Source organism: Lysobacter sp. Soil_N_23, from assembly GCF_057656135.1.
The window spans coordinates 41,640-65,424 of record NZ_JBDGKY010000013.1; the positions used below are offsets into that span (position 1 = coordinate 41,640).

Here is a 23,785-nt window from a genome sequence, read left to right on the forward strand (position 1 = left end):
GCTCAATCGTCGGTCTGGTCTTCGATGTCCGGCCCGATCAGGCGCAGGCTTTCCTCGGCTGGCAGCGCTTCGACATCGCGCAGCTTGCGGGTCAGCACGCGGGTGCGGCGGCCGGTTTCATCGATCTTGTTGCTGGCTTCGTCGAGCTTCTTCTTGACGCCGTCGAGGACGGTGCCGAACTTCGCGAACTCGGTCTTGACCGCGCCCAGGGTCTGCCAGACCTCGCTCGACCGCTTCTCGATCGCCAGCGTGCGGAAGCCCATCTGGAAGCTGGTCATCAGCGCCAGCAGCGTGGTCGGGCCGGCCACGGCGATGCGCACGTCGCGCTGCAGGGCGTCGACCAGGCCCGGGCGACGCAACACTTCGGCGTACAGGCCTTCGGTGGGCAGGAACAGGATTCCGAACTCGGTGGTGTGCGGCACCGCGATGTATTTCTCGCGGATACGGGCGGCCTCGTGGCGGACGCGACGCTCCAGCGCGTCGCCGGCAGCGCGCGCCAGCTCCGGTTCGCCGCGCTCCTGGGCGTCCAGCAGGCGCTCGTAGTCTTCGCGCGGGAACTTGGCGTCGATCGGCAACCACACCGGGGCGTCGCCCGACGAACCAGGAAAGCGCACGGCGAATTCGACGCGCTCGGTGCTGTCGGGCACGGTAGCGACGTTGGAAGCGTACTGGTCGGGAGCGAACACCTGTTCGAGCAGGCCGGCCAGCTGCACTTCGCCGAACACGCCGCGCGACTTCACGTTGGTCAGCACGCGCTGCAGGCCGCCGACGTCGGCGGCGAGCTTGTTCATGTCGCCCAGGCCCTGGTGCACCTGCGCCAGCATCTGGGTGACGTTGCCGAAGCTTTCGCTGAGGCGGGTTTCCAGTGTCGCGTGCAGCTTCTCGTCGACGGTGGCGCGCATCTGTTCGAGCTTGGCGGAGTTGTCGGCCTGCAGTTCCCGCAGCCTGGCTTCCAGGGTGGTGCGCATCTCGCCCAGGCGCGTTTCGTTGTTGCGGGTCAGCTCGCCGACGCGGCTGTCGAGCGCGGTGGCGAAGTCCTTCAACGCCAGTGCAGTCTCGCTGCGCGCCTTGCGCGCATCCTCGGTCAGCGCTTCGCGCAGGTCTTCCAGGCGCTGGTCGGTGCGCGCGGCGGCGTCGTTGAGTCGCGTGGCGAAGCCTTCGATGCGCTGCTCCTGCTGCATCGACAAGCTGTCGAGCTGCTGGCGCAATTCGCCGCGGCCGTCGCGCTGTTCCTCGCGAAGGGCATGCTCGAGGCGGTCGAACTGGCCTTCGGGCTTGCGCAGCAACAGGATGACGAGGAGGACGATCGCGGTGATCACCGCGACGAGCAGGACGAGCAGCAGCAGGGACGGATCGGGCATGGCGTCAGTCTAGCCGGTCCGGTCTCAATCCCCGAGAACGCCTTGCCCGGCTACAGCCATGGGGGTAGGAGCGAGCTTGCTCGCGAACCTGCGATTCCGCAGCGAATGGGCTGATCGCGAGCAAGCTCGCTCCTACAACGGGTGGTGGCTAATCGACCACGCGGCAGAACACGGCCTTGAGGTAGCGCGACTCCTGCACCTGCGCCAGCCAAGGATGGTCGGCGCCGGCGCCGGCCACCTTCAGCACCTGCACGGTGCGTCCGGCGTAGTACGCGGCACGGCGCAGCATGTCGAGGAACTGCTCCTCGCTGACCAGGCCGGTGCACGAGAACGTCGCGAACAGCCCGCCCGGCTTGACCACGCCCATGGCGAGCTTGTTCATGTCCAGGTACTTCTTCAGCGCCGGAATGACCTGCTCGCGATCGCGCGTCATCTTGGCCGGGTCGAGGATGACCACATCAAACTGGTCGCCGCGGATGCCGGCATCGCGCAGCCACGGGAAGATGTCGGCCTGGATGAAGCGCGGGCGCACGTTGTTGAGCTTGCCGTTGGCTTTGGCGATCTCGATCACGTCGGCGTCGATGTCCACGCCGATGACCTCGCCGGCACCACGCGCGGCGGCGTAGACGGCAAAACCGCCGGTGTTGCAGCACAGGTCGAGCACGCGCTTGCCTTCGACCTGCTGCGACAGCCACTCGCGGTTCTCGCGCTGGTCGGCGAAGAAACCGGTCTTGTGGGCACCGGCGGGGTCGGCGCGGAACTTGATGCCGTACTCGCTGATCACCTCCGGCTGCACCGGTTCGCTGCCGCGGAAGTCGAAGCTTTCCTGCTTCTGCACGTGCTCGTCGGCGAAGCTGTAGAAGCGGCAACCCGGGAACTGCGCCTTGAGCGCGTCGTAGATCCATTCGCGGTGGCGGAACATGCCGGCGCTGAAGAACTCCACCACCAGCAAGTCGCCGTAGCGGTCGACGACCAGGCCCGACAGGCCGTCGCCTTCGCTGTGGCACACGCGCCAGGCGTCGCTGACGGCGTCGAGCTTGAGCACGTCGCGGCGCAGCGAGACGGCCTCGGCGATCTTGCGCGCGAACCAGCCGGCGTCGACCTCGACGTCGGGGTTGGTTTCCAGGATGCGCACGGCGATGCGCGAGTGGCCGTTGTAGAAGCCGCGGCCGATCCAGTCGCCCTCGACCCCGTAGACATCGACGATCGTGCCGGGCTTGGGCTTCTGCGCGGGCTTTTCGACCAGGCGCTGGAAGATCCAGGGGTGGGTGGATTTCCAGGCGTTCTTGAGGCGTACAGCGGGGTAGGGGGCGTTCATCGGGGCATTTTACGGGGTGGGGGTGTCCGCTGCTTGGTAAACCCCGCCGCAAACCGGTATTCGAGCGAAACCGTCATCCGAAATCGTCATTCCCGCGAAGGCGGGAACCCAGCGACTTTGGGCTCTCCATCATCCGGAAGGCCCACGACACTGGGTTCCCGCCTTCGCGGGAATGACGGGAAGTGGAGGTTCGGGATATTGAAACCCGCCGCCCCAGCTTGTTTTCGCCGCCAGCCGGATCAATGTGCTCAACATGCACCTGCCCACGCCCGAAGCCGTCCCCGACACCCCGGCCCAGCGCAAGGCCGACAAGCACCGCTGGCTGCGCGCCTTCAACCTCAGCCTGGCCTTCGTGCTGGTGCTGGCGGCAGTGTTCAGCGCCCAGGGCCATTTCGACGTCGCCGCCTGGGCCGTGCAGCCGTGGTCGCTGCAGGGGTTGCTGGGCGTGCTGGCCGCGCCGCTGCTGCACGGCTCGTTCGAGCACCTGGCGGCTAATTCGATCGCCCTGCTGATGCTCGGCACGCTCGCCGGCGGCCTGTACCCGCGCGCCACGCTGCGGGCGCTGCCGCTGATCTGGGTGGGTTCGGGCCTCGGTGCCTGGCTGCTTGGCGATCCGGGCTCGCATCATCTGGGCGCCAGCGGCCTCAGCCATGGCCTGATGTTCCTGGTGTTCGTACTCGGCCTGCTGCGCCGCGATCGCGCCAGCATCGCCGCGGCGATGCTGGCCTTCATGTTCTATGGCGGCATGCTGCTCACTGTCCTGCCGCGCGAGCCGGGCGTGTCCTGGCAGGCGCACCTGGGCGGCGCTGCGGCGGGCGTGCTGGCGGCGTGGCTGCTGCGCCGGGTGGATCCGCTGCCGCCGCGCAAGCGCTATAGCTGGGAAGACGAAGAGGATTCGATGGTCCCGGCAGTCGACGAACTCGAACCGCCCAGCCCGCGCGAAGTGCCCGTGCTGTGGAACCGCCCGGACCAGCAGCACGGCACCGTGCTGCGCTTCCCCCCGCGCCGGGAGCCCTGAGTCGGCGTCAGCGTCCCAGCTGGCGGTCGTGAAGTCGCGACCACAGCAGCAGCGACGCGATCGCCCCGCACAGGCACAGGAACATGTCCCACTGCGTATCCCAGACATCGCCCTGGGTGGCGAGGAATGCATCGGCGTCGGCGCCGTAGATCAGCGCGGCCCACCACTCGATCAACTCGAACAGCGCGCTGAAGCTCAACGCCGAGGCCAGCACCAGGTAGACCAGCCAACCGCCCCGACGCAACGGCGTGCTGCGCAGCAGCAGCTCGCGGGCGAGGATCACCGGGACGAAGCCCTGCATCAGGTGACCGACGCGGTCCCAGGGGTTGCGCGAGAAGCCGAGCAGGTCGCGCAACCAGAATCCCAGCGGCGTTTCGGCGTAGGTGTAGGCCCCGCCGTAGATCAGCACCAGCGCGTGCGCGGCGAGCAGCCAGCACAGCAGTCGCGTCAACGGAAAGCGTCGCCAGGCCAGCATCACCACCGGCAGGCCGACGATCACCCACACCACTTCCATGAACCAGGTCAGCCGGTCCCTGGGGGCGAAGGCCGACCAGAGCAGGGCGCCAACGACCACGGCGACCAGTCCCCAGGCCTCGCCGCGCGCGGGTGGCTGCGCGATGTGGTGGGCGGGCAGGGAAGCAACAACTGACGTCATGGCGGTCCTCCGGTGCGGCCGAGCATAGCCCGGCCAGCATTTGGCCCGACAGGCCCGCGGTGCTAGCGTCGCGCCCTGACCTCGGCAATAGGATCCGACATGCGCACTGCCGCATTGCTAAGCCTCGCCTTCCTGCTCGTTGCCTGCCAACGTGAGGCGACCGCGCCCATTGCCCAGACGAAGGAGGCCTACGACGCCAACGCCGGGGCCGATGCGTTTCGCATCGAAGCCGATGTGCGCTTCCTCGCCGACGACCTGCTCGAAGGCCGTGAGGCCGGCACGCGCGGCTATGACCTGGCGTCGCTGTATGTCGCGCAGCGCATGCGCGCAACCGGACTGGCTCCTGCGGGCGACGACGGCAGCTACTTCCAGCGCGTGCCGATGCTGCGTGGCGTGATCCAGGCCGAAGGCAACGAGCTGGTGATCAATCGCGACGGCCGCAGCCGTGCACTTGAGTTCCGCGAGCAGTTCCTGCCGAACGTCAACTACAACGAGGCCGACGCGCACGTGGAAGCGCAGGCGGTGTTCGTGGGGCAGGGCGTGTACGCCCCGGAGCTCGACCACGACGATTTCGCCGGGGTCGACGTCAAGGGCAGGATCGCGGTGCTGTTCAACGGTGCGCCGGCGCGCTTCGACAATGATCGCCGCGCCTTCTATTCCTCCAGTCGCACCAAGGCCGAGGAACTGGTCCGCCGCGGCGCCGTCGGCGTGATCGTGGTGCAAAGCGATGACGACGAGAAGAAGCGTCCGTGGGCGCGCAGCGCCAGCAACTGGAACCGCCCGGGCATGCGCCTGCGCGGCAGCGACGGCAAGGGTATCGATACCTGGCCGCAGCTGAAGGTGGCCGCCGGCATCAGCGCCGCCAGTGCCGATGCCCTGCTGTCGGCCAACGGCCGCAGCGCCAAGGGCCTGTTCCAGGATCTGCGCGATGGCAAGCTGCGCGCGTTCGAACTTCCGGGCACGGTCAGGCTGGCGGCGCGCACGCTGATCACGCCGGTGGACTCGCGCAATGTCGTCGCCCGCATCGACGGCACGGACGCGGCGAAGAAAGCCGAGTACGTGGTGTTCAGCGCCCACCTCGACCACGTCGGTATCGGCGCGCCGGTCAACGGTGACGCGATCTACAACGGCGCGCTCGACAACGCACTTGGCATCGCGGTGATGCTGGAAGCCGCCAACCGCCTCGCCCACGCACCGGAACCGACGCAGCGCTCGCTGCTGTTCGTCGCCGTGACCGCCGAGGAGAAGGGCCTGCTGGGTGCGGAGTGGTTCGCCCGCAATCCGACCGTGCCGCGCGAAGCGCTCGTGGCCAACGTCAACATGGACATGCCGATGCTGCTGGCGCCGACCGCCGACGTCGTCCCGATCGGCATCGAGCACTCCAGCCTGCAGGCGCTGGTGCAGCAGGCGGCCAAGGAAGTGGGCGTCGACCTCTCGCCGGATCCGTCGCCGGAAGAGGTGGTGTTCGTGCGCAGCGACCAGTACGCCTTCATCCGCGCCGGCGTGCCGGCGGTGTATCTGGACGGAGGCTACAAAGGCGAGGGCGCGCAGAAGATCCAGGAAGAATTCCTGCGCCAGCGCTACCACCAGCCCGGTGACGACACCAGCCAACCGATCCAGTACGCCGACGCGGCGCGACTGGCCCGGCTCAATGCCCGCATCGGCAGCCTGATCGCCGACGCGCCACAGCGTCCGGCCTGGAACGCCGGCGACTTCTTCGGAGAGCGCTTCGGCAGGCAGGCCGCCGCCAAAGCCGAGGCACACACCCGATGAGGACGCTGGGTCTGATCGGCGGCATGAGCTGGGAATCGACGGTGCCGTACTACCGCTTGATCAACCAGACCGTGAAGCAGCAGCTGGGCGGCCTGCACTCGGCGCGGCTGATCCTGTACAGCGTCGACTTCGCCGAGATCGAGCGCCTGCAGATGAGCGGCGACTGGGACACCGCCGGCCAGGTCCTCGCCGACGCCGGACGCGCACTGCGCGCCGGCGGCGCCGAGCTGCTGGTGATCTGCACCAACACCATGCACAAGGTCGCCGACGCGGTGGAAGCCGCCAGCGGCCTGCCCTTGCTGCACATCGCCGACGCCACCGCCAACGAGATCCGCGCCCAGGGCCTGCAGCGCGTGGGCCTGCTCGGCACCCGCTTCACGATGGAGCAGGACTTCTACCGCCAGCGCCTGGCCGGCCACGGTCTGGACGTGCTGGTACCGGAAGCCGACGACCGCGGCATCGTCCACCGCGTGATCTACGACGAACTGTGCCTTGGTCAGGTCCGCGACGAGTCGCGCGAGCAGTACCGCCGGATCATCGCCAACCTCGTCGCGCGCGGCGCCCAGGGCGTGATCCTGGGCTGCACCGAGATCGGACTGCTGGTCGGCAACGATGATGCGAGCGTGCCGCTGTTCGACACCGCAGCACTGCACGCACGGCATGCGGCGCTGGCAGCGCTGTCGGACGGCTGAGTTTCAGCCAGGCATGACGTCATGAGCTGGCATCCCTGGTTCGCCGAACAACGACTGACCTGGTCGCGACGGCCCGGTGTGCAGTGGCTGCGGGTTCCGGCGCTGGCGTTGCTGGGCCTGATGGTCCTCGCGCCGATCGTCGCCAGCGCCGCCAGCTTCGGGCCCGCACCCCTGGCCGCCGCCGAGGCGAGCCTGAAGATGATCGCGCGGTGGCCGGTGGCGATCGCGTTGCTGCTGGCGATGCTGGTCGGCATGGGCTTGCGACGGCGGGTGCAGGCGCTCGCGCACGAGCTGCACACCGGCTGGTGGGCCGCAGCACCCGTGCCGCCGCGGCAGTCGCGCCACGCGTTACTCCTGTTCGGCATCGGCCTGGCGCTGGCGGTTCTATGCGCATGTACGGTTGCATTGACCCTCGTCGCGACCGTTGCAAGACGCTTTGACCTGATCGGGGCAGCACTGATCGTCGTTTCCACCGGCGTCGGCGCCGGTGCCGCGCTGGGACTGATCGGCTTGCGCGCGCGGTCGCGTCCATCGCGTCCGCGGTCGACTGGCGGGCGCCGACAGGCGGCCCTGACGCTCGACGGACTCGGCGACCCTCGCCTGCCTTGCCTGTTCGACTGGCAACGCCGCGCGGCGCTGTCGCGCTGGCGGCAAGGTGGAAATGCCTGGCTTGCCGGCGTGCTGCTGCTGGCGATGCCGACCGGCGCAGCGCCGTTGTCCGCCCTCGGGCCGCTGCTGATGGTGTTGTCGCTGGCGTGGATGGCGGTCGTGCTGCGTGCCGCTGCAGAAGTCGCGCTGGAGTCGATCCAACTCTTGCGGGCCGCGCCTGCGCCACTCCGGCGAGTTCTCGCCGCAGCTTTGCGCTATCCCGCTTTCGCTTTGGCTTGCGCGCTGACGTGGGCGGCGGCCGGAGCATGTCTGTGCGGCGCGGTGAGTGGGCTGATGACGGCTTGGTGCGTCTCGCTGGCCGTGCTGTCGCTACCTGCACTGCGGTTCTGCCTTCCACTTTTTCGGCGCTCGCCATGACCCCCATCCTTCAGCTGGACCAGGTTTGCTTCGGCTACGCGCAGCGGCCGGTGCTGGACGGCATCGACCTACAGCTGCTCCGTGGCGAGTTCGTTGCGCTGATCGGCCCCAATGGCGCCGGCAAGACCACGCTGTTGCAGTGCCTGGCGGGAGTGCTGGCGCCGCGCCGAGGGTGGATCCGGATCAATGGAATCGATCTGGCGTTGGATCCGCGGATGGCGAAGCAGCAGCTGGGCATGACCGTGGATCCCGGCCGTCTGCCACCCTTGCTGACCGGCCGCGAATGCCTGCAGCTGTTCGCCGGCGCGCGCGGGTTGGACCGGATTCCCGACAGCACGCAGCGGCTTTGCGACGTGCTTTCGCTGACACCTATGCTCGATCACCCGGTGGCCGAGTGCTCGCTGGGCACGCGGCAGAAGCTCGGCGTTGCCCTGGGCCTGCTGGGCGAACCGCCGCTGCTGGTGCTCGACGAGCCCCTCAACGGCCTCGACCCGGCCAGCGCCTACGCCCTCAAGAACCACTTGCGGGCCCTGTGCAGCGAGCGCGGCACGACCGCGCTGCTGGCCACGCATTCGCTCGACGTCGCCGAGCGGTTCATCGACCGCGCGCTGCTGCTGGTCGAGGGGCGGCTGCGCCGCAGCTGGGAACTGAGCGAACTGGACGAGATCCGTCGCGATCCGGAGCGCTCGCTGGAACAGGCCATGGTCCAGGCGCTGGCCTGAACTCGGGATTCGCGGATGACTTCCGGCCGATTCGGCAGCGGCGGGCACGGCTAAACTCGCCGCTTCCATACCCCCGCAGGATGCCGTCATGTCGCAGTGGTACTTCGTCCCCGCCGGTAGCACGCAGCGCATCGGCCCGCTCGACCTGGCCGCCGCGCAGGCGCATGCGCGCCGCAATCCCAACGACCTGTGCTGGCGCGAGGGAATGGCCGGCTGGCAGGCGGTGAAGTCGGTGCCGGAGTTCGCCGAGTCGGTCGACACAACGCCCGCGCACCTGCCGCCGTCGCCGCCGCCGTCGCGCGGGCGCAGCGACGACATCGACTACCGCATCGTCGGCAACGACATGCAGTTCGTCGAGGTCGAACTCGACCCGGGCGAAAGCGCGATAGCGGAAGCCGGCGCGCTGATGTACAAGGACGCCTCGATCCAGATGGACACGGTGTTCGGCGACGGTCGCCATACCGGCCAGGGCGGCGGCTTCATGGACAAGCTGATGTCGGCCGGCAAGCGCGTGCTGACCGGCGAGAGCCTGTTCACCACGGTGTTCACCCACGCCGGCAACGGCAAGGCGCGCGTCGCGTTCGCCGCGCCGTACCCGGGCACGGTGCTGGCGATGAAGCTCGACGAGCACGGCGGCCGCCTGATCTGCCAGAAGGACAGCTTCCTGGCCGGCGCGCGCGGCGTCACCGTCGGCATCCACTTCCAGCGCAAGATCCTCACCGGCCTGTTCGGCGGCGAGGGTTTCATCATGCAGAAGCTCGAGGGCGACGGCTGGGTGTTCGTCCATGCCGGCGGCACCGTGGTCGAGCGCGAGCTGCGCGCCGGCGAACGGCTGGATGTCGACACCGGCTGCGTGATGGCCTTCCACGACAGCGTGCAGATGGACGTGCGCGCGGTCGGCGGCATCAAAAGCATGCTGTTCGGCGGCGAGGGCGTGTTCCTGGCGACGCTGACCGGACCGGGCAAGGTCTGGCTGCAGTCGCTGCCGTTCTCGCGCATGGCCGGCCGGATGCTGGCGGCGGCGCCGCAAGGTGGCGGGCAGAATCGTGGCGAGGGCTCGGTGCTGGGTGGGCTCGGTCGGATCCTCGACGGCGACAACGGCTTCTGAGCCTCCCCATATCCCGTCATTCCCGCGAAGGCGGGAACCCAGCGACTTGCTTTGCTCACAGTTCGAAGCAGAGGCACTGGGTCCCCGCCTTCGCGGGGATGACGGGTTGCGCGGGGATGACGGGTTGCGGGGGGATGACGGGTTACGGGGAGATGACGGGTGAGGCGCGAGACAGCGGGTGAATGGTTGCTACCGCAGTCCGATTTCCCCCGCCTCCCCGCGTGTATGCTGCGCCGCTGATCGCCCTGAGCGCCTTGTTCCCCATGAAGCCCTCCACCGCCCTGCGCCCGCTGCTGCTGGCCTCCATCGCCGTCCTGCTCGCTGCCTGCGGGGGCGGTGAGGCGGTCAAGCCGACGCCGCCGCCGGTGGTGGTCGTGCCGCCTGTGGCGCCGCCGCCGAAGATCCGGATTGGTGTGGCCCTCGGCGGTGGTGCAGCCAAGGGCTTCGCCCACATCGGCGTGATCAAGATGCTCGAAGCCAACGGCTTCCAGCCCGAGGTCGTGTCCGGCACCAGCGCCGGCAGCGTGGTCGGTGCGATGTACGCCAGCGGCATGGACGCCTTCGCCATGCAGAAGCAGGCCTTCGCCCTCGACGAGGCGCAGATCCGCGACTACAGCCTGTTCTCCGGCGGCGTGGTGAAGGGCCAGAAGCTGCAGGACTACGTCAACCAGCAGGTCGGGCAGAAGACGATCCAGCAGATGCGCAAGCCGTTCGCGGCGGTCGCCACGCAACTGGAAACCGGCGAGCGCACGGTGTTCGTGCGCGGCAACACCGGCCAGGCAGTGCGGGCATCGAGCAGCATCCCCGGCGTGTTCGAGCCGGTGACCATCGGCCAGTACCACTACGTCGACGGCGGCGTGGTCAGCCCGGTGCCGGTGGATGCGGCGCGCCAGCTCGGTGCCGACTTCGTCGTCGCCGTCGACATTTCCAGCAAGGCCAGCGGCAAGAACCCGGGCAGCGTGCTGGGCAACATCAACCAGTCGATCACGATCATGGGCCAGCGCCTGGGCCAGCAGGAGCTGGCGCGCGCCGATGTCGTCATCCGCCCGAGCGTGAACGAGATCGGCCCGGCCGATTTCGAACAGCGCAACAACGCGATCATGGAAGGCGAGCGCGCGACACTGGCGGCGATTCCGCAGATCCGCGCGAAGCTGGCGCAGATGCAGAGCGCGCGGGTTGCGGCTCAGGCGGCGAAGGTGCCGGTGGTTGTGCCTGTGAAAGTCGATCCGGAATGCGAGAAGGAAGGCTTCCGCTTGGGCAACCTGTTCGGTCGCGACAGCAAGTGCGAGGCGGCGCAGGCGTCGGCGCCCTGAGGTTTCCGGTGGTCTGAAAGCTTGCGGAGGCCACTCGGCCTTCGGCCTCGACCCCCTCCCAGCCTCCCCCTGCGCGCAGGGGGAGGGGCTATCAGGCCTCTTGCCGCACCAGCGGTGCCGTCTTCCGCGGCCGGCTCGGCCAAGCGTGACGCAGGATCCGCCAGATCACCTCGCCGAACTGCTTGGGCAGCGAGCCGGTGTTGTAGTGCTGGCCGTAGCGCGCGCAGATCTCGCGCACTTCCGTCGCCATCTGCGAATAGCGGTTGGCCGGCACGTCGGGATAGAAGTGGTGCTCGATCTGGTGGCTCAGGTTGCCGGACATCACGTTGAGCAGGCGGCCGCCGGCGATGTTCGACGAGCCGCGCAGCTGGCGCAGGTACCAGTGGCCGCGCGATTCGTTGCGCACCGATTCCTTCGGGAAGGTCTCGACGTCCGCGGTGAAGTGGCCGCAGAAGATGATCATGTAGGTCCACAGGTTGCGCAGGACGTTGGCCACCACGTTGCCCAGCAGCACCGGCAGGAAGAACGGACCGGCCAGCAGCGGGAACACGAGGTAGTCCTTCACCACCTGGCGGCCCATCTTGCGCGCGACCGGGCGCAGCGCCTTGCGCATCTGCGCGTTGCTGGTCTTGCCGGCGATCCAGCGGCCGACCTTCAGGTCCTGTATCGCCACGCCCCACTCGAACAGCAGCGCGAACACCACCGCCACGATCGGCTGCACCAGGTAGAACGGGCGCCAGCGCTGCTCGGGGAAGATCCGCAGCAGGCCATAGCCGATGTCGTCGTCCATGCCGCGCACGTTGGTGTAGGTGTGGTGCTTGTAGTTGTGCGTCTTGCGCCAGTTGTCGCTGGTGCCGGCGATGTCCCACTCGTAGGTCTTGCCATCGAGATGGGGGTCGCGCATCCAGTCGTACTGGCCGTGCATGACGTTGTGGCCCAGCTCCATGTTCTCCAGGATCTTGGCAAGCGCCAGCAGCAGCGTGCCGGCAATGCAGCCCGGCCAGAACAGCGCCGGCAGCAGCGTGCTGCCGAGGATTGCGCCGGCGAACAGCACAACGCGACCGGCGACGCCGATGTAGCGCACCGCCTTGACTATGGTGCGGATGTAATCGGCGTCGCGCTGGCCGAGGGTGGCGACGGTGCGCGCGCGCAGGGCGTCGAGCTCCTCGCCGAAACGGTCGAGTTCGGCCGGTGTCAACGGGCGGTTGCGATGCTTCTTTGCGGCATGCTTGCTTAGAGTCGGGGCGGTCATTCGATCGCTCACAGGTCGAGTACGAGGTCGCTGCTGGCGGCGTTGACGCACAGCCTCAGCGCGGACACCGGCTCGCCGATGGCGTCGCCGGTATGCAGATGGCGGGTAGTGCCGGAAACCTTGCCGCAGGCACAGGTGTTGCAGATGCCCATGCGGCAGCCGCTGGCGAGCTTCAAGCCCTGGCTTTCCAGTGCGGTCAGCAGCGACTGCCCACGAGACACACTCAGCGTGCGTCCGCTGGCGGCGAGGGTGACTTCAACGTGGCCATCTGCCTCCGCTTCGATGTCGCGCGGCGGCGGCGTGAATGCCTCGGCGCTGAAGCTGCGTGCGTTCGGCGCGACCAATGCGCGTGCGCTGTCGACGAAGCCGCCCGGGCCGCAGGCATACACACCGCGCTGGGCAAGGTCGGGAACGAGATCCGACAGCAGTGCGCCGCCGATGCGTCCGCTGCGCTCACCCTCGGCCAGTTCGCTCTCGCGGGTCAGGACAAAGTGCACGTTGAACTGCGGGTAGCGCTGCGCCAGCGCGCGCAGCTCGTCGACGAAGCACAGCTCGTCGCGACTGCGTGCCCAGTAGAGCAGCGTCAGCGCCGTCGGCATTTCCTTCGCCGCGTGTGCGCGAATCAATGCCATCAGCGGCGTGATGCCGCTGCCGGCGGCAAGGAACAACCAGGCGCCGTCGGCACCCTTCGCCCACGTCATCTCGCCGAAGGCCTGGCCGAGATCGACCACGTCGCCGACGCGCGCGTCCTGGCACAGGTGACGGCTCAGGCGGCCGCCTTCGATGTGCTTGACCGTCACCGCGATGCGGCCGTCGGCGCGCGGGGCGTCGCTGAGGCTGTAGCTGCGGGTCATCAGCACGCCGTCGATTTCCACGCCCAGGTTGACATGCTGGCCGGGCAGGAAGCCGCGCCAGTGGCGATTGGGTTGCAGCAGCAGGGTGACGGCATCGCGCGACTGGGCCTGTTTGGCGACGATCCGCGCCAGCGGGCGGTTCCAGGACCAGGTCGGGTGCAGGTGCGAGGCCCAGAAATCGAAGACATCCGGGGCGACCCAGGCGCGCAGCAGCGACAGCGGACTTCTCGCGCGGGCGGCTCGGGGGGGCCGGGGGCGGGTGACAGCGTTCATGGGGCCACTATACAGTCACACATACAAGTGTGTATACATGTGTGCATTAATAGGTCCCGCGTATGATGCCAGCTTCGATCAGCCCAGCCGACTTCGTGACCCAACGTCCTGAACTGCCTGGCCCCGCCACGCTTGCCAAAAGCGAGCCTGCCGAAGGCGAACACGCGGCTGGTCGCAAGGCTTCGATTTCGCGCGAGGACATCCTCGCCGCGGCGCTGAAGCTGATCGGCCCGCACCGTAGCGTCTCGACCCTGAGCCTGCGCGAGATCGCCCGCGAGGCCGGGATCGCCCCCAACAGCTTCTACCGCCAGTTCCGCGACACCGACGAGCTGGCCGTGGCGCTGATCGACCTGGCCGGCCGCTCCCTGCGCAAGATCGTGGGCGAGGCGCGTTACCGGGCGAAGACCGATCGCAGCATCGTGCGCAGTTCGGTGGAAGCGTTCATGGAACAGGTCCGCGCCGACGACAAGCTGCTGCACGTGCTGCTGCGCGAGGGCACGGTCGGCTCGGACGCCTTCAAGCACGCGGTCGACCGTGAGCTGAACTTCTTCGAGGAAGAATTGCGGGTCGACCTGATCCGCCTGACCCGGGCCCAGGGCATCACCCTGCGCGAACCGGCGCTGGTGGCCAAGGCCATTACCCGTCTCGTGTTCGCAATGGGTGCGGCGGCGATGGACTCGCCGCCCGGGAAAGACCCGGAGCTGATCCGTCAGCTGACCATGATGGTTCGCATGATCATTGCAGGATCACGGACGTTGGCCGCGAGTTAGGCCGAATTTTCGTCAAGCTTGGGCGCCGCCTCGGTGACCAGGATCAACACCTCGCTGTCGCTGCCCAGGCCGTGAGCCTGCGCCAGGGCCCGATCCCCGGCGACCCGCAGCAACCCTGCCAGCCCGGCGGCGCCCGAGGGCGTCGACTCCGGTCCGCCAGCCTCCCGCAACAGGTACACCGCCTCGGCCAGCCCGGACTCGTCGACGGCCACTGCTGTCGCGTCGGCGCGACGCAGGGCAGGCAGGGCGGCCGCCGAGGCCAGGCCGCAGGCGAGCATTTCGGCGACCGAGTGCAGGTCGCCCTCCAACAGTGTCGGCTCGCCGGCTTCCAGCGCGCGGCCGACGCAGGCAGCGCTTTGCGGCTCGACCACGACCAGGCGCCCGCCATCGCGCAGGTGCCCGCGCAAACCGTCGGCCATGGCCGCGGCGAGCCCGCCGACCCCGGCCTGGATGAAGGCATGACCCGGCCGCACGCCCAGCTCGCGCAACTGCACTCCCGCCTCGTCGGCGATCAACCGGTAGCCGGCCATGACATCGGCGACCACGAGGTTGCCGGGGTCGGGGTCGGTATCGGCGATCAGCAAGCCGTCGCCGGATGCGGCCACCGCGGCTGCGGCATCCACGGCATCGTCGTAGGTTCCATCGACGATGACGACCCGCGCGCCGCGATCGACGATGCGCTGCACGCGCAGCGGACCGACGGACGATGGCAGGTAGATGCACGCTTCCGAGCCTGCGCGCTGCGCGGCCAGCGCCACCGACAGGCCATGGTTGCCATCGCTTGCGCAGATCAGTCGCGGCAGAGGCGTCGCACGCGTGGCAGCGGCGAGCAGGTCCTGCAGTGACGCCGCACCGCTGGCGCGCATCAGCGCGCGCAGCCCGGCGATCATCCCGCCCAGCACCTTGAAGTTGCCGAAGGGTCGCTGGCTTTCGAGTTTGGCGAGGACGCGGCCTACGCGCGCGGTCCTGGCCAGCTGCGGCAGCTCGATCAGCGCCGTCGGCCGGTAATCCGGGAACAGCAAGGCGAAGTCCGCTGCGGTGTCGTGTGTCGTGCGTTCCATGTCACCACTCTGCCAGTGTCCATTAGCCGTGTTGCAACGATAACCTCGGCCCGTTGCGGCGAAGCGGTGCGACAGACCGCCACAACGCCGCAATCATTCCTCCAGCGGCACCGGAATCGTCAGCCCGCGTTTGACCACGCTCATCGCCACGTTGGTGGTGAAGCGCGCGACGTTGGGGTTTTCGCTGACCAGCCGGCCCATCAGCGCATCGTAGGTCTCGGCATCGGGCGCGGTGACGACGAGGACGAAGTCGGCCTCGCCGGTCACGTAGAACGCCTGCTGCACGTGCTCCTGCGCGGCCAGCCATTTGCGCAGCTGCGCCATCAGGTCGGGGCGCTCGCGCTCGACCTGCAGCGAGACGATGAACAGCGTCGGCCGGCCCACCGCCCGCGGATCGACGATCGCCGACTCGCGCTCGATCACACCGTTCTCGCGCAGTCGCCGCAGCCGGCGCTGGATCGCCGATGGCGACAGCGCCACGTGCTCGGCCAGGCGTTCGGCGGTCTGTCCGCAATCCTCCTGGACCAGGTTCAGCAGCTGGCGATCGAAGCGGTCGAGTTCCATGGCGCGCAGCTTAGCCGAGCGTGCGTGCAGGAAATGCGCGCGCAGGCCGGGCACAATGCTGCGAACCTGCACGGTGGCGACGCCAGTATTCAAGGCCTGACACCCGACGTTGGCCGCCATGCAGCTCCCCCAGATGCAGCTCCTGTACCAGACCCACTCGCCGTACGCGCGCAAGGCGCTGGTGTTCGCCCACGAGGCGGGCCTTGCCGGCTCGATCGAAGTGGTCCATCACGAAACCAGCCCGACCCGCCGCAACGAGGACGTGTTCGCGCGCAATCCGCTCGGCAAGGTGCCGGTGCTGCTGCGCCCGGGTCTGCCTCCCCTGTTCGATTCCGACGTGATCTGCGCGTATCTGGACACGTTGCACGGCGGGCCTCGCTTGATTCCCGCCGCCGGTGAGCAGCGTTGGCAGGCGCTGCGCGTGCAGGCCACCGCGCAGGGTCTGGCCGACGCCGGCATCGCGGTGCGCTGGGAAACGGTGCGGCGCCCGGAAGAACTTCGCTATCCACCACTGCGCGACGGCTACATCGCCAAGCTGCTGAGCAGCTACGACTGGCTCGAACGTGAGCTCGACACCAATGCGCAGCATGTTGGGCATGTCGCGCTCGCCACGACGCTGGACTGGTTGGAGTTCCGCGGGCTGCCTGGTTTTCGCGACGGGCGGCCGCGCCTGGCGGCATGGTTCGACGCGTTCGCGGCGCGGCCCTCGATGCAGGCGACGCCGCTGTCGGGCGACACGCACGACTAGCCCCGCCTTGTGCCTTGTGCCTTGTAGGAGCGAGCTTGCTCGCGAACAAGTACACGGCGCACACCGGCGCCTTCGCGAGCAAGCTCGCTCCTACAAGGTGGGTCAGCGTGCCGGCAGCGGCATGCCGCGGAAGGCCTTCACCGTGCGCAGCACGAAGCTCGAGTTGACGTCGGCGACACCGGCCTGGTTGAGCAGGCGGTCGAGCAGGAAGCGCGAGAAGTGCTCCAGGTCCTGCACGACGATCTGCAGCAGGTAATCCATGTCGCCGGTCAGGGCATGGCAGGCGACCACTTCGTCCCAGTCCTTGACGAAATCGACGAAGGCGGCGATCGCCTCGCTGTCGTGGCGCACCAGCTGCACGCGCACGAACGCCTGCAGGCCCAGCCCCAGACGGTCGGGATCGACCTCGGCGCGGTAGCCGGCGATCACCCCCTCGCGCTCCAGGCGCTGCACGCGGCGCAGGCAGGCCGATGCCGACAGGTGCACGCGCTCGGCCAGCTCGGCGTTGGTCAGGCGGCCGCTGCGCTGCAGTTCGGCGAGCACGAGGAGGTCGGTGCGATCTAGTTCGACGGAAGCCATTTCGTGCGCCTGTTTCGCCATCTGAGCAAGAATATTGCGCCGTAACCGGATACACACGCAACTACGCAAGCTTATTGCGCGCCCCGGCCGCTAAAGTCGGTATTCAGCACAGGAGCCCCCATGAACGCCACGACTCCCAATCGCGTCGAACACCAGCTCACCGACAAGGGCTACGTGCCGGTGTACACGACGTCCGTGGTCGAGCAGCCGTGGTCGAGCTACAGCCAGGCCGACCACGACGTCTGGGCGACCCTGTTCAAGCGTCAGCGCGAAGTCCTCGTCGGCCGCGCCAGCGACGAATTCCTGCGCACCCAGGAAGCGATGGGGATGACGCCCGACCGCATCCCGAAGTTCGAAGACCTCAACCGCATGCTGCGCAAGGCCACCGGCTGGGAGCTGGTCGGCGTGGAAGGCCTGCTGCCGGAGCTGACGTTCTTCGATCACCTGGCCAACCGCCGCTTCCCGGTGACCTGGTGGATCCGCAAGCCCGAGCAGCTCGATTACCTGGCCGAGCCGGACCTGTTCCACGACCTGTTCGGCCACGTGCCGCTGCTGATGAACCCGGTCTTCGCCGACTACATGCAGGCCTACGGCCGCGGCGGGGTGAAGGCGCACGGGATCGGCCCGGACGCGCTGGTCAATCTCACCCGCCTGTACTGGTACACGGTCGAGTTCGGCCTGATCCGCCAGCCTGATGGCCTGCGCATCTACGGCAGCGGCATCGTCTCGTCCAAGGGCGAGTCGATCCATTGCCTGGAGAGCGCCTCGCCGAACCGCATCGGGTTCGACCTCGAGCGGATCATGCGCACGCGCTACCGCATCGATACCTACCAGAAGACCTACTTCGTCATCGACAGCTACGAGCAGTTGATGGAAGCGACCACGCCGGACTTCACCCCGATCTATGCGAGCCTGGCGCAGCAGGAGTCGATCCCGGCAGGCAGCGTGCTGGCCACCGACACGGTCTTCAACCGCGGCACCGGCGAAGGCTGGGCGACGGACGGCGACGTCTGAGACTGCGCCGCCAACGGCCTCCCCGTCATCCCGCCCTACGTCATGCCGGCGAAAGCCGGGATCCAGGCCAGCAGCGTTCCTGACTCCCGCACGTCGTCCCGGCGCACGCCGGGATCCAGGCCCGTAGCGTCCCGCTTCCCTCACGTCATCCCGGCGTAAGCCGGGATCCATCTGCCCTTGCTTCTCATCCCCGCCAGAGCGGGGACCCAAACACGTCGCCACCCTAGGCCGGGCAGTTCTGCACCGCCAGCCACTGCGGATTGCGTCGCTCGCCAGACTGACGAGCCGCCGCCGACGCCAGCAACTGCTTCGCCAACGCCCGCGCCGCAACGCGCAACTCGGGCACGGCCGTGATCTCCCACAGCTGTGCGCGCAGCAACGGTCCCAGCGCATAAAGCCCGCGCACCGGAGCACCATTGCCATCGAGCGCCTCGAACCGCGGCGAGGCGTTGATCCCCAGCCCGAGCGGATCGGCACTGAGCATTCCCGCGTCGCGCAGCTGCGCGACCAGCGGGTGGCTGGTGCGCTCCAGGTCCGTGTCGAAACCGGTGGCGCGGATGAGCACGTCGAACTGCTCGCTGCTGGCGTGGGAGAAGCCGCGTTCGCGGATCAGCACTTCGATCGCATCGCCGCCGCGACGCGCGCGCAACATGCGTCCGGCCCGGATGCGCAGCTTGCCGCGCACGCGCAGTTCGTCGATCTCGCCGGCCAGCGCCGGCGCCAGTCGATGGCGCATCACCTCCCAGTAGGCACGCAGGTGACGCAGGAACTGGCTGCGCCTGGGCTGCGGCAGGCCGTGCCAGAAACCCTGGATGTACGGTCGCAGCGCATCGATCAGCGCTCGCCAGTCCGGAACGATCGGCGTCAGCGTGCGCAGCGCGCGGACCAGCTGCGGCAGATCGTGGCTGCTGATTGCCTGCAGCACCGTCGGCGGCAGTGCGATCGCGGCGATCGGGTCTTCGCTGTGGGCATGGGGCAACAGCCCGTGTCGCGAGAGCGCAGTGATCGGCCCGCGATGACCGCGCCGGTGCAAGGTCGTCACCACGTCGGCCATGGTCAGCCCGGTGCCGATGATCAGCACACGGGCGCCCGGCGGCACGTGGTCGATCGCGCCCGTGCCGTCCAGGCCGTTCTGCCAGGGCCAGGCAAGGTAGCTGGGATGCACCGCAAGCCGCGGCCCTACGCCCGCCAGCGGCTGTGGCGGCAGCGCGCCAACGGTCAGCACCACGGCATCGCTGAGGAAGTCGGCGCCGTCGGCGAGATGGATGCGGAAGGCGCCGGCATCGCGCTGGATCGCGATCGCCTCCTGCTCGACCCTGGCCAGCGCCGCCAGCGACACCTGCGCGGCGCCGTGCAGGCGTGAATGCAGGTATTCGCCATAGACCAGCCGCGGCAGGAAGCTGTGGCGTGCGCGTTCGGTCAGGCTGAGCCAGTCGGCGAACTCGCCGGGATGGTCGGCAGTCGCGCCCAGGTCGCGCGCCCGGACGTTGAGCAGGTGCTCCGGCCGTGCCTCGCCATAGGCGACGCCACGGCCGTAGCTGTCGGGCGTGCCGACGAGCTGGATGTCCACACCGGCCGGCGCGGCGCGCGCCAGTTCGGTGGCCAGCACGCAGCCGCTGAAGCCGGCGCCGATGATGCTGATCCGCATGACCGTTGTCTCCGTCGCTGTCGGGCGTCCATTGGTAACCGGATGCGCCAGGGCAGAGGTAAATCTGCGGTTATCTGCTCGGAACGGTTTTTCAGCGCGTCATAACCGATCGCCATATCCGCTGACGGAGTTCACGACGCTTGCGCGAACGTCCGCGGCTTCCAGCGTCGATCGATCAGCACCTTCGCGATCACCGCCACCAGCAGCGGGCCAAACCACGCCAGCGTCGTCAACACGCCGCCGCCGGCCGACGGCAGCAGGCGCGGAAGCCCGATCGAGAGGAAGGCGATGTGGGTGGCGACGCCATTGCCGAGCACGGCGTTGTAGTGCTCGACCAGCCACCAGTCCTTGCGCGCACCCAGTTGCTCGCGGTGCCGCCACTTGTAGAGATGCTCTGCGCCACTGACCAGTCCGACTGCCGAGAAGCCCATCAGCAGCGGCGCGCCGACGCGGATGCCAAGCACCAGCACCGCAAGGCCCGACAGCAGCGACAGCACGCCAAATCCGACATAGACCGGCCCGGTGTAGCGGACGACGTTGTCCTGGTCGCGGATCGCACGCCACTGGCACCACACCGCGACGGCGGTGATCACCACCAGGTAGCCGAGGAATGCGGACGTGACCGGGCGCCCGTTGCGGAAGGTCATCCACGCCATCGGCGCCGCAGTGACGAGGATTCCGGCCATCGCCAGCAGGAACACGCGGCCGACGCGCCGGTGCGCAGCGGTGCCCTTGCGCAGGAGGGCGTTGCTCCAGAACGTGACCAGTGCGATCACGCCGATCGCGCCGTGAACGGAAACGAGGACTTCATAAGGTGCCATGGCTGCCGATCCCGGTTCATCGCAGGTGCGACCACGCTGCGCCGACGCCATCGCCCGGTGCAGTGCCCGCGGTCATCGCCACGACCTGCCGGAAGTCACTTTCTGCACGGGCGGCATTGCGCACGCGTCGCCGCGGTCGCAGCATGGCCGCCATGAAGGAACGCCTGGGCACACTGCTGCAACCGCTCAACCTGGCCGGGCTGTTCACCCTGGTGGCCGTGGGCATGGCATTGCGCTGGATGCCGCCGGAGCGGCTGCCTTACGGTCTGGCCCTGGTCGTTGCGTTCGGTGCGCTGCTGCTGGTGACCGACATGTGGCCGCGCGTGACCTGGCTGCGGCCGCTATCCATCGTGCTGATGCCGCTGATCGCGCTGACGCTGATCTGGCTCGACCCACGCCCGTCGGTCGCCCCCGTGCTGCTGGTGGTGTGGACGGCCGTGATGGCGATGACCGTGTCGCTGCGTACCACCATGATCGCCGTGGTCGTGGTCGACGTCGCCTACTACTTCCTGCTGCTGGCCGACGACCACAGCGCGCCGCTGACGGTGGTGTTCATCCACGGCGGCTTCCAGGCCTTCGCCGCGTTGTGTTCGTGGTATGCAACCAGCGCCGAGCGCGCCCGCGACGCGCTGGCGCGCGTCAACGCCGACCTCCTCGCCACGCGCGCACTGCTTGCCGACTCGACACGCGACAACGAACGCCTGCGCGTCGCCCGAGAGCTGCACGACGTGGCCGGCCACAAGCTGACCGCGATGACGCTCAACCTGCGCGCGCTCGCCGCCGACCCCGCCTTCGCCGGCCGTCAGGAGATAGTCGTTGCCCAGCAGTTGTCGAGTGAACTGCTGGCCGACATCCGCGGCATCGTCCAGGCGATACGCCACGACCGCGGTCTCGACCTGGGCACGGCGCTGCGCGCCCTGGCGGCGCCGTTGCCACGGCCGTCGCTGCGCCTGAGCATCGACGACAGCGTGCAGGTCACCGACCCCGCCGTTGCCGAGGCGATCCTGCGACTGGTGCAGGAAGCGCTGACCAACAGCATCCGCCATGCCGATGCCTATGTCGTCCAGGTGAAACTGAGCTGCGACGCCGGTCGTCTGCGCATCCAGGTCGAAGACGACGGCCACGTGCGTGGCGTGCTGCGCGAAGGCAACGGCCTGGCCGGCATGCGCGAGCGGATCGTCGCCGCCGGCGGCAGCCTCGACCTGTCCAGGTCCGCGCGCGGCGCGCTGCGCATCGAGGCGAGCCTGCCTGCATGACTTCACACCTATGACATCCGCCCCGGTCCGCATCGCCCTCGCCGACGACCAGGGCATCGTCCGTGCCGGCCTGCGTGCGTTGCTCGAGCACCACGGCATCGAGGTCGTGTTCGAGGCCGAGGACGGTGCGCAGTTGCTCAATCGCCTGGCGACCACGCCGGTCGATGTCGTGTTGAGCGACATCCGCATGGCCGGTGTCGACGGCATCGAGGCCCTGCGCCGCATGCGCGAGCGCGGCGACACCACGCCGGTGCTGCTGCTGACCACCTTCGACGAAAGCGAGCTGCTGCTGCGCGCCACCGCTGCCGGTGCACAGGGCTTCATGCTCAAGGACGCCGCCCCGGAGGACCTGCGCGAGGCGATTGCGCGTCTTGCCGCTGGCGAGACGCTGCTGCAGCCGGTCAGCACCGACCCGGTCCGCGCCAGGTACCAGTACCACGCCAGCGAAGCGCCGCGCGAGAACTTCACCGAGCGCGAGGTGGCGATCCTGCGCCTGCTCGCCGGCGGCTATTCCAACAAGGAGATCGCGCGGGCGATGTTCCTCGCCGAAGGCACGGTCAAGAACTACGTGTCGGTGATCCTCGACAAACTCGACACCCGCGACCGCACCCGCGCGGTGCTCAAGGCGATCACGCTGCGGGTGATCTGAGGAACCGACTGTCGTCCCGAGCGCAGCGAGGGACCTGCTGTACAGCCGCGGAAAGCAGATCCCTCGCTACGCTCGGGATGACAACGCCGCTCAGCCTGCGGGCTTGCAATCGGCATCGACAACCCCGTCGCGATGACTGACGCACAGCCGGAAATCCGCGGGCAGATCGGCACGCTCGCGCACCTGGCCAACCGGCAGGTCGAAGCTGCCCGCCGGACGATGGACGCAGTGCGCACCGGCGGCCGAGGTGGTGCACGTCCCGGTGAACAACGCGTAGTGGCAATGACCGCTGGCGCTGCGCACGCACTCGAAGCGGACCTTGCCGGTTTCGATGCTGGTCTTGCTGAGCAGGGTCTCGACGCCATCGTCGGTGCTGCGTGCGACGAGCGTGGTGCCTGCGCCGTCGAGCGCGCCGACCAGGCCGAGGAGAAAGTAGACGAAAGCCATAACGTTGCGCATGGGGCATCCTTTCGCGGCCTTGAAGCCACGTCGTGGGTACTGCCTGACATTCCGGGACGGCGCGGTCGCTGGGCGGCCGCTACATCTGTTTGAACAGCGCCATGAAGGGCTGGCTGACGGTGAGGGTTTCCGGACGCTGGCGCAGGCGCACCACGCCCTTGCCGCTGTCGTCGCGCACGATCGAGGCGATCGCCTTGAGGTTGACGATGGTGGAGCGGTGGATCTGGCGGAACACGGTCGGGTCGAGCGCGATCAGCAGTTCGCGGATCGGCTTGCGGATCAGCGCTTCACCGTCGGCCGTCATCACCACCGTGTACTTGTGCTCGGCACGGAAGTAGGCGACGTCGTCGACCAGGATCAGCCGCGTTTCGCGACCGGCGCTGGCGGTGATCCAGGTCAGCGGCGGCTCGCTGCTGCGCGGCACCAGATCGAGGGTGGCGACCAGTTGCGCCAGCGCCACCGCATCGACGCTGCCGGCGGCGGCGCGTGCCTGGATCCGCTGCGCGGTCGCCGCCAGGCGCTCGCGGCTGACCGGCTTGAGCAGGTAATCGATCGCGCCATGTTCGAAGGCATCGACGGCGTACTGGTCGTAAGCGGTGACGAACACCGCCTGCGTCCCCGGGCTGGCCTGGGCCGCCGCCGCGGCGACGTCGAGGCCGGTCAGGCCCGGCATGCGGATGTCGAGGAAGGCGACGTCGGGACGGTGCTCGGCGATGGCTTCCAGCGCGCTGGCGCCGTCCTCGCACTGCGCGACGATCTGCAGCTGCGGCCAGACCTCGGCGAGCAGTTCGACCAGCGCGGTGCGCAGCAGCTCCTCGTCCTCGGCGACGACGGCTGTCATGACTTTCGCC

General features: G+C 68.6%; 24 protein-coding genes. 12 read left to right on the forward strand and 12 right to left on the reverse strand.

Translation table 11 applies throughout. The features are described 5' to 3' along the window. Positions 1 to 2: 2 nt before the first annotated feature. Positions 3 to 1,361 carry a DNA recombination protein RmuC gene (locus AC3A3X_RS11195; RefSeq protein ID WP_487583102.1) on the reverse strand — a complete coding sequence of 453 codons (1,359 nt, stop codon included), beginning with the start codon at positions 1,359 to 1,361 and terminating at the stop codon, positions 3 to 5. A 148-nt stretch (positions 1,362 to 1,509) separates the two neighbouring features. Next, entirely contained in the window at positions 1,510 to 2,679 is a 1,170-nt protein-coding gene (locus AC3A3X_RS11200) for a class I SAM-dependent rRNA methyltransferase (RefSeq protein ID WP_487583103.1), read from the reverse strand. Between the two features lie 253 nt (positions 2,680 to 2,932). Between AC3A3X_RS11200 and AC3A3X_RS11205 the strand changes: the two genes are divergently transcribed. Then, the gene (locus tag AC3A3X_RS11205; protein ID WP_487583104.1) at positions 2,933 to 3,697 is read left to right on the forward strand and encodes a rhomboid family intramembrane serine protease; all 765 of its coding nucleotides are present in this window, start codon (positions 2,933 to 2,935) and stop codon (positions 3,695 to 3,697) included. Positions 3,698 to 3,704: 7 nt separating this feature from the next. Here AC3A3X_RS11205 and AC3A3X_RS11210 read toward each other — a convergent pair whose 3' ends face one another. Then, positions 3,705 to 4,352, reverse strand: coding sequence for a DUF2238 domain-containing protein (locus tag AC3A3X_RS11210; protein ID WP_487583105.1), 648 nt, complete (start codon positions 4,350 to 4,352; stop codon positions 3,705 to 3,707). A 99-nt stretch (positions 4,353 to 4,451) separates the two neighbouring features. Here AC3A3X_RS11210 and AC3A3X_RS11215 point away from each other — a divergent pair, with 99 nt between their 5' ends. The 6 genes from AC3A3X_RS11215 (at position 4,452) to AC3A3X_RS11240 (ending at position 10,986) form a co-directional block, all read left to right on the forward strand. Next, complete coding sequence (locus AC3A3X_RS11215) at positions 4,452 to 6,125, forward strand: M28 family metallopeptidase (protein ID WP_487583106.1); 1,674 nt, start codon at positions 4,452 to 4,454, stop codon at positions 6,123 to 6,125. Continuing rightward, positions 6,122 to 6,817: an aspartate/glutamate racemase family protein gene (locus AC3A3X_RS11220; protein WP_487583107.1), complete on the forward strand. Its 696-nt coding sequence runs from the start codon at positions 6,122 to 6,124 to the stop codon at positions 6,815 to 6,817. The genes AC3A3X_RS11215 and AC3A3X_RS11220 overlap by 4 nt, the downstream gene beginning before the upstream one ends. Positions 6,818 to 6,838: 21 nt before the next feature. Continuing rightward, positions 6,839 to 7,843, forward strand: coding sequence for a hypothetical protein (locus tag AC3A3X_RS11225; protein ID WP_487583108.1), 1,005 nt, complete (start codon positions 6,839 to 6,841; stop codon positions 7,841 to 7,843). Beyond that, positions 7,840 to 8,565: an ABC transporter ATP-binding protein gene (locus AC3A3X_RS11230; protein ID WP_487583109.1), complete on the forward strand. Its 726-nt coding sequence runs from the start codon at positions 7,840 to 7,842 to the stop codon at positions 8,563 to 8,565. The genes AC3A3X_RS11225 and AC3A3X_RS11230 overlap by 4 nt, the downstream gene beginning before the upstream one ends. A gap of 88 nt (positions 8,566 to 8,653) precedes the next feature. Next, positions 8,654 to 9,673, forward strand: a complete 1,020-nt coding sequence (locus tag AC3A3X_RS11235; protein WP_487583110.1) for a TIGR00266 family protein — start codon at positions 8,654 to 8,656, stop codon at positions 9,671 to 9,673. Positions 9,674 to 9,936: 263 nt separating this feature from the next. After that, positions 9,937 to 10,986 carry a patatin-like phospholipase family protein gene (locus tag AC3A3X_RS11240; protein ID WP_487583111.1) on the forward strand — a complete coding sequence of 350 codons (1,050 nt, stop codon included), beginning with the start codon at positions 9,937 to 9,939 and terminating at the stop codon, positions 10,984 to 10,986. 91 nt (positions 10,987 to 11,077) lie between these two features. Here the strand turns inward: AC3A3X_RS11240 and AC3A3X_RS11245 are convergent, their stop codons facing one another. Beyond that, positions 11,078 to 12,238: a fatty acid desaturase family protein gene (locus AC3A3X_RS11245; protein WP_487583112.1), complete on the reverse strand. Its 1,161-nt coding sequence runs from the start codon at positions 12,236 to 12,238 to the stop codon at positions 11,078 to 11,080. 8 nt (positions 12,239 to 12,246) lie between these two features. Further along, positions 12,247 to 13,365, reverse strand: a complete 1,119-nt coding sequence (locus AC3A3X_RS11250; RefSeq protein ID WP_487583113.1) for a ferredoxin reductase — start codon at positions 13,363 to 13,365, stop codon at positions 12,247 to 12,249. A 113-nt stretch (positions 13,366 to 13,478) separates the two neighbouring features. Here AC3A3X_RS11250 and fabR point away from each other — a divergent pair, with 113 nt between their 5' ends. After that, positions 13,479 to 14,135: an HTH-type transcriptional repressor FabR gene (gene fabR, locus AC3A3X_RS11255; RefSeq protein ID WP_487583182.1), complete on the forward strand. Its 657-nt coding sequence runs from the start codon at positions 13,479 to 13,481 to the stop codon at positions 14,133 to 14,135. Here fabR and AC3A3X_RS11260 read toward each other — a convergent pair. Both AC3A3X_RS11260 and AC3A3X_RS11265 read right to left on the reverse strand, forming a co-directional pair. Next, positions 14,132 to 15,196, reverse strand: coding sequence for a pyridoxal-phosphate dependent enzyme (locus tag AC3A3X_RS11260; RefSeq protein ID WP_487583114.1), 1,065 nt, complete (start codon positions 15,194 to 15,196; stop codon positions 14,132 to 14,134). The genes fabR and AC3A3X_RS11260 overlap by 4 nt on opposite strands. A 93-nt stretch (positions 15,197 to 15,289) precedes the next feature. After that, positions 15,290 to 15,853, reverse strand: a complete 564-nt coding sequence (locus tag AC3A3X_RS11265) for an Lrp/AsnC family transcriptional regulator (protein ID WP_487583115.1) — start codon at positions 15,851 to 15,853, stop codon at positions 15,290 to 15,292. A 25-nt stretch (positions 15,854 to 15,878) separates the two neighbouring features. Here AC3A3X_RS11265 and AC3A3X_RS11270 point away from each other — a divergent pair, with 25 nt between their 5' ends. After that, complete coding sequence (locus AC3A3X_RS11270; protein WP_487583116.1) at positions 15,879 to 16,508, forward strand: glutathione S-transferase family protein; 630 nt, start codon at positions 15,879 to 15,881, stop codon at positions 16,506 to 16,508. 102 nt (positions 16,509 to 16,610) lie between these two features. On the opposite strand, the gene AC3A3X_RS11275 is transcribed toward AC3A3X_RS11270, so the two are convergent. Beyond that, positions 16,611 to 17,087 (reverse strand): Lrp/AsnC family transcriptional regulator, encoded by a 477-nt coding sequence (locus tag AC3A3X_RS11275; protein WP_487583117.1) that lies wholly within the window; start codon positions 17,085 to 17,087, stop codon positions 16,611 to 16,613. Between the two features lie 120 nt (positions 17,088 to 17,207). On the opposite strand from AC3A3X_RS11275, the gene phhA reads away from it, so the two are divergent. Continuing rightward, entirely contained in the window at positions 17,208 to 18,101 is an 894-nt protein-coding gene (gene phhA / locus AC3A3X_RS11280; protein ID WP_487583118.1) for a phenylalanine 4-monooxygenase, read from the forward strand. A 223-nt stretch (positions 18,102 to 18,324) separates the two neighbouring features. Here the strand turns inward: phhA and AC3A3X_RS11285 are convergent, their stop codons facing one another. Further along, on the reverse strand, positions 18,325 to 19,749 hold the full coding sequence (locus tag AC3A3X_RS11285) for an FAD/NAD(P)-binding protein (protein WP_487583119.1): 1,425 nt from the start codon (positions 19,747 to 19,749) through the stop codon (positions 18,325 to 18,327). A gap of 131 nt (positions 19,750 to 19,880) precedes the next feature. Beyond that, positions 19,881 to 20,570, reverse strand: coding sequence for a hypothetical protein (locus AC3A3X_RS11290; RefSeq protein WP_487583120.1), 690 nt, complete (start codon positions 20,568 to 20,570; stop codon positions 19,881 to 19,883). A 152-nt stretch (positions 20,571 to 20,722) separates the two neighbouring features. On the opposite strand from AC3A3X_RS11290, the gene AC3A3X_RS11295 reads away from it, so the two are divergent. Continuing rightward, positions 20,723 to 21,826, forward strand: a complete 1,104-nt coding sequence (locus AC3A3X_RS11295; protein ID WP_487583121.1) for a sensor histidine kinase — start codon at positions 20,723 to 20,725, stop codon at positions 21,824 to 21,826. A 10-nt stretch (positions 21,827 to 21,836) separates the two neighbouring features. Then, positions 21,837 to 22,475, forward strand: a complete 639-nt coding sequence (locus AC3A3X_RS11300; protein WP_487583122.1) for a response regulator — start codon at positions 21,837 to 21,839, stop codon at positions 22,473 to 22,475. 90 nt (positions 22,476 to 22,565) lie between these two features. On the opposite strand, the gene AC3A3X_RS11305 is transcribed toward AC3A3X_RS11300, so the two are convergent. Both AC3A3X_RS11305 and AC3A3X_RS11310 read right to left on the reverse strand, forming a co-directional pair. Continuing rightward, positions 22,566 to 22,934, reverse strand: a complete 369-nt coding sequence (locus AC3A3X_RS11305) for a hypothetical protein (RefSeq protein ID WP_487583123.1) — start codon at positions 22,932 to 22,934, stop codon at positions 22,566 to 22,568. Positions 22,935 to 23,013: 79 nt separating this feature from the next. Further along, complete coding sequence (locus AC3A3X_RS11310; RefSeq protein ID WP_487583124.1) at positions 23,014 to 23,775, reverse strand: LytR/AlgR family response regulator transcription factor; 762 nt, start codon at positions 23,773 to 23,775, stop codon at positions 23,014 to 23,016. Positions 23,776 to 23,785 lie beyond the last annotated feature (10 nt).

Bases quoted from the DNA above. Each gene is read 5' to 3' on its own strand.
- AC3A3X_RS11195 (WP_487583102.1), bottom strand. From the start codon at position 1,361: ATGCCCGATCCGTCCCTGCTGCTGCTCGTCCTGCTCGTCGCGGTGATC.
- AC3A3X_RS11200 (WP_487583103.1), bottom strand. From the start codon at position 2,679: ATGAACGCCCCCTACCCCGCTGTACGCCTCAAGAACGCCTGGAAATCC.
- AC3A3X_RS11205 (WP_487583104.1), top strand. From the start codon at position 2,933: ATGCACCTGCCCACGCCCGAAGCCGTCCCCGACACCCCGGCCCAGCGC.
- AC3A3X_RS11210 (WP_487583105.1), bottom strand. From the start codon at position 4,352: ATGACGTCAGTTGTTGCTTCCCTGCCCGCCCACCACATCGCGCAGCCA.
- AC3A3X_RS11215 (WP_487583106.1), top strand. From the start codon at position 4,452: ATGCGCACTGCCGCATTGCTAAGCCTCGCCTTCCTGCTCGTTGCCTGC.
- AC3A3X_RS11220 (WP_487583107.1), top strand. From the start codon at position 6,122: ATGAGGACGCTGGGTCTGATCGGCGGCATGAGCTGGGAATCGACGGTG.
- AC3A3X_RS11225 (WP_487583108.1), top strand. From the start codon at position 6,839: ATGAGCTGGCATCCCTGGTTCGCCGAACAACGACTGACCTGGTCGCGA.
- AC3A3X_RS11230 (WP_487583109.1), top strand. From the start codon at position 7,840: ATGACCCCCATCCTTCAGCTGGACCAGGTTTGCTTCGGCTACGCGCAG.
- AC3A3X_RS11235 (WP_487583110.1), top strand. From the start codon at position 8,654: ATGTCGCAGTGGTACTTCGTCCCCGCCGGTAGCACGCAGCGCATCGGC.
- AC3A3X_RS11240 (WP_487583111.1), top strand. From the start codon at position 9,937: ATGAAGCCCTCCACCGCCCTGCGCCCGCTGCTGCTGGCCTCCATCGCC.
- AC3A3X_RS11245 (WP_487583112.1), bottom strand. From the start codon at position 12,238: ATGACCGCCCCGACTCTAAGCAAGCATGCCGCAAAGAAGCATCGCAAC.
- AC3A3X_RS11250 (WP_487583113.1), bottom strand. From the start codon at position 13,365: ATGAACGCTGTCACCCGCCCCCGGCCCCCCCGAGCCGCCCGCGCGAGA.
- AC3A3X_RS11260 (WP_487583114.1), bottom strand. From the start codon at position 15,196: ATGGAACGCACGACACACGACACCGCAGCGGACTTCGCCTTGCTGTTC.
- AC3A3X_RS11270 (WP_487583116.1), top strand. From the start codon at position 15,879: ATGCAGCTCCCCCAGATGCAGCTCCTGTACCAGACCCACTCGCCGTAC.
- AC3A3X_RS11275 (WP_487583117.1), bottom strand. From the start codon at position 17,087: ATGGCTTCCGTCGAACTAGATCGCACCGACCTCCTCGTGCTCGCCGAA.
- phhA (WP_487583118.1), top strand. From the start codon at position 17,208: ATGAACGCCACGACTCCCAATCGCGTCGAACACCAGCTCACCGACAAG.
- AC3A3X_RS11285 (WP_487583119.1), bottom strand. From the start codon at position 19,749: ATGCGGATCAGCATCATCGGCGCCGGCTTCAGCGGCTGCGTGCTGGCC.
- AC3A3X_RS11290 (WP_487583120.1), bottom strand. From the start codon at position 20,570: ATGGCACCTTATGAAGTCCTCGTTTCCGTTCACGGCGCGATCGGCGTG.
- AC3A3X_RS11295 (WP_487583121.1), top strand. From the start codon at position 20,723: ATGAAGGAACGCCTGGGCACACTGCTGCAACCGCTCAACCTGGCCGGG.
- AC3A3X_RS11300 (WP_487583122.1), top strand. From the start codon at position 21,837: ATGACATCCGCCCCGGTCCGCATCGCCCTCGCCGACGACCAGGGCATC.
- AC3A3X_RS11305 (WP_487583123.1), bottom strand. From the start codon at position 22,934: ATGCGCAACGTTATGGCTTTCGTCTACTTTCTCCTCGGCCTGGTCGGC.
- AC3A3X_RS11310 (WP_487583124.1), bottom strand. From the start codon at position 23,775: ATGACAGCCGTCGTCGCCGAGGACGAGGAGCTGCTGCGCACCGCGCTG.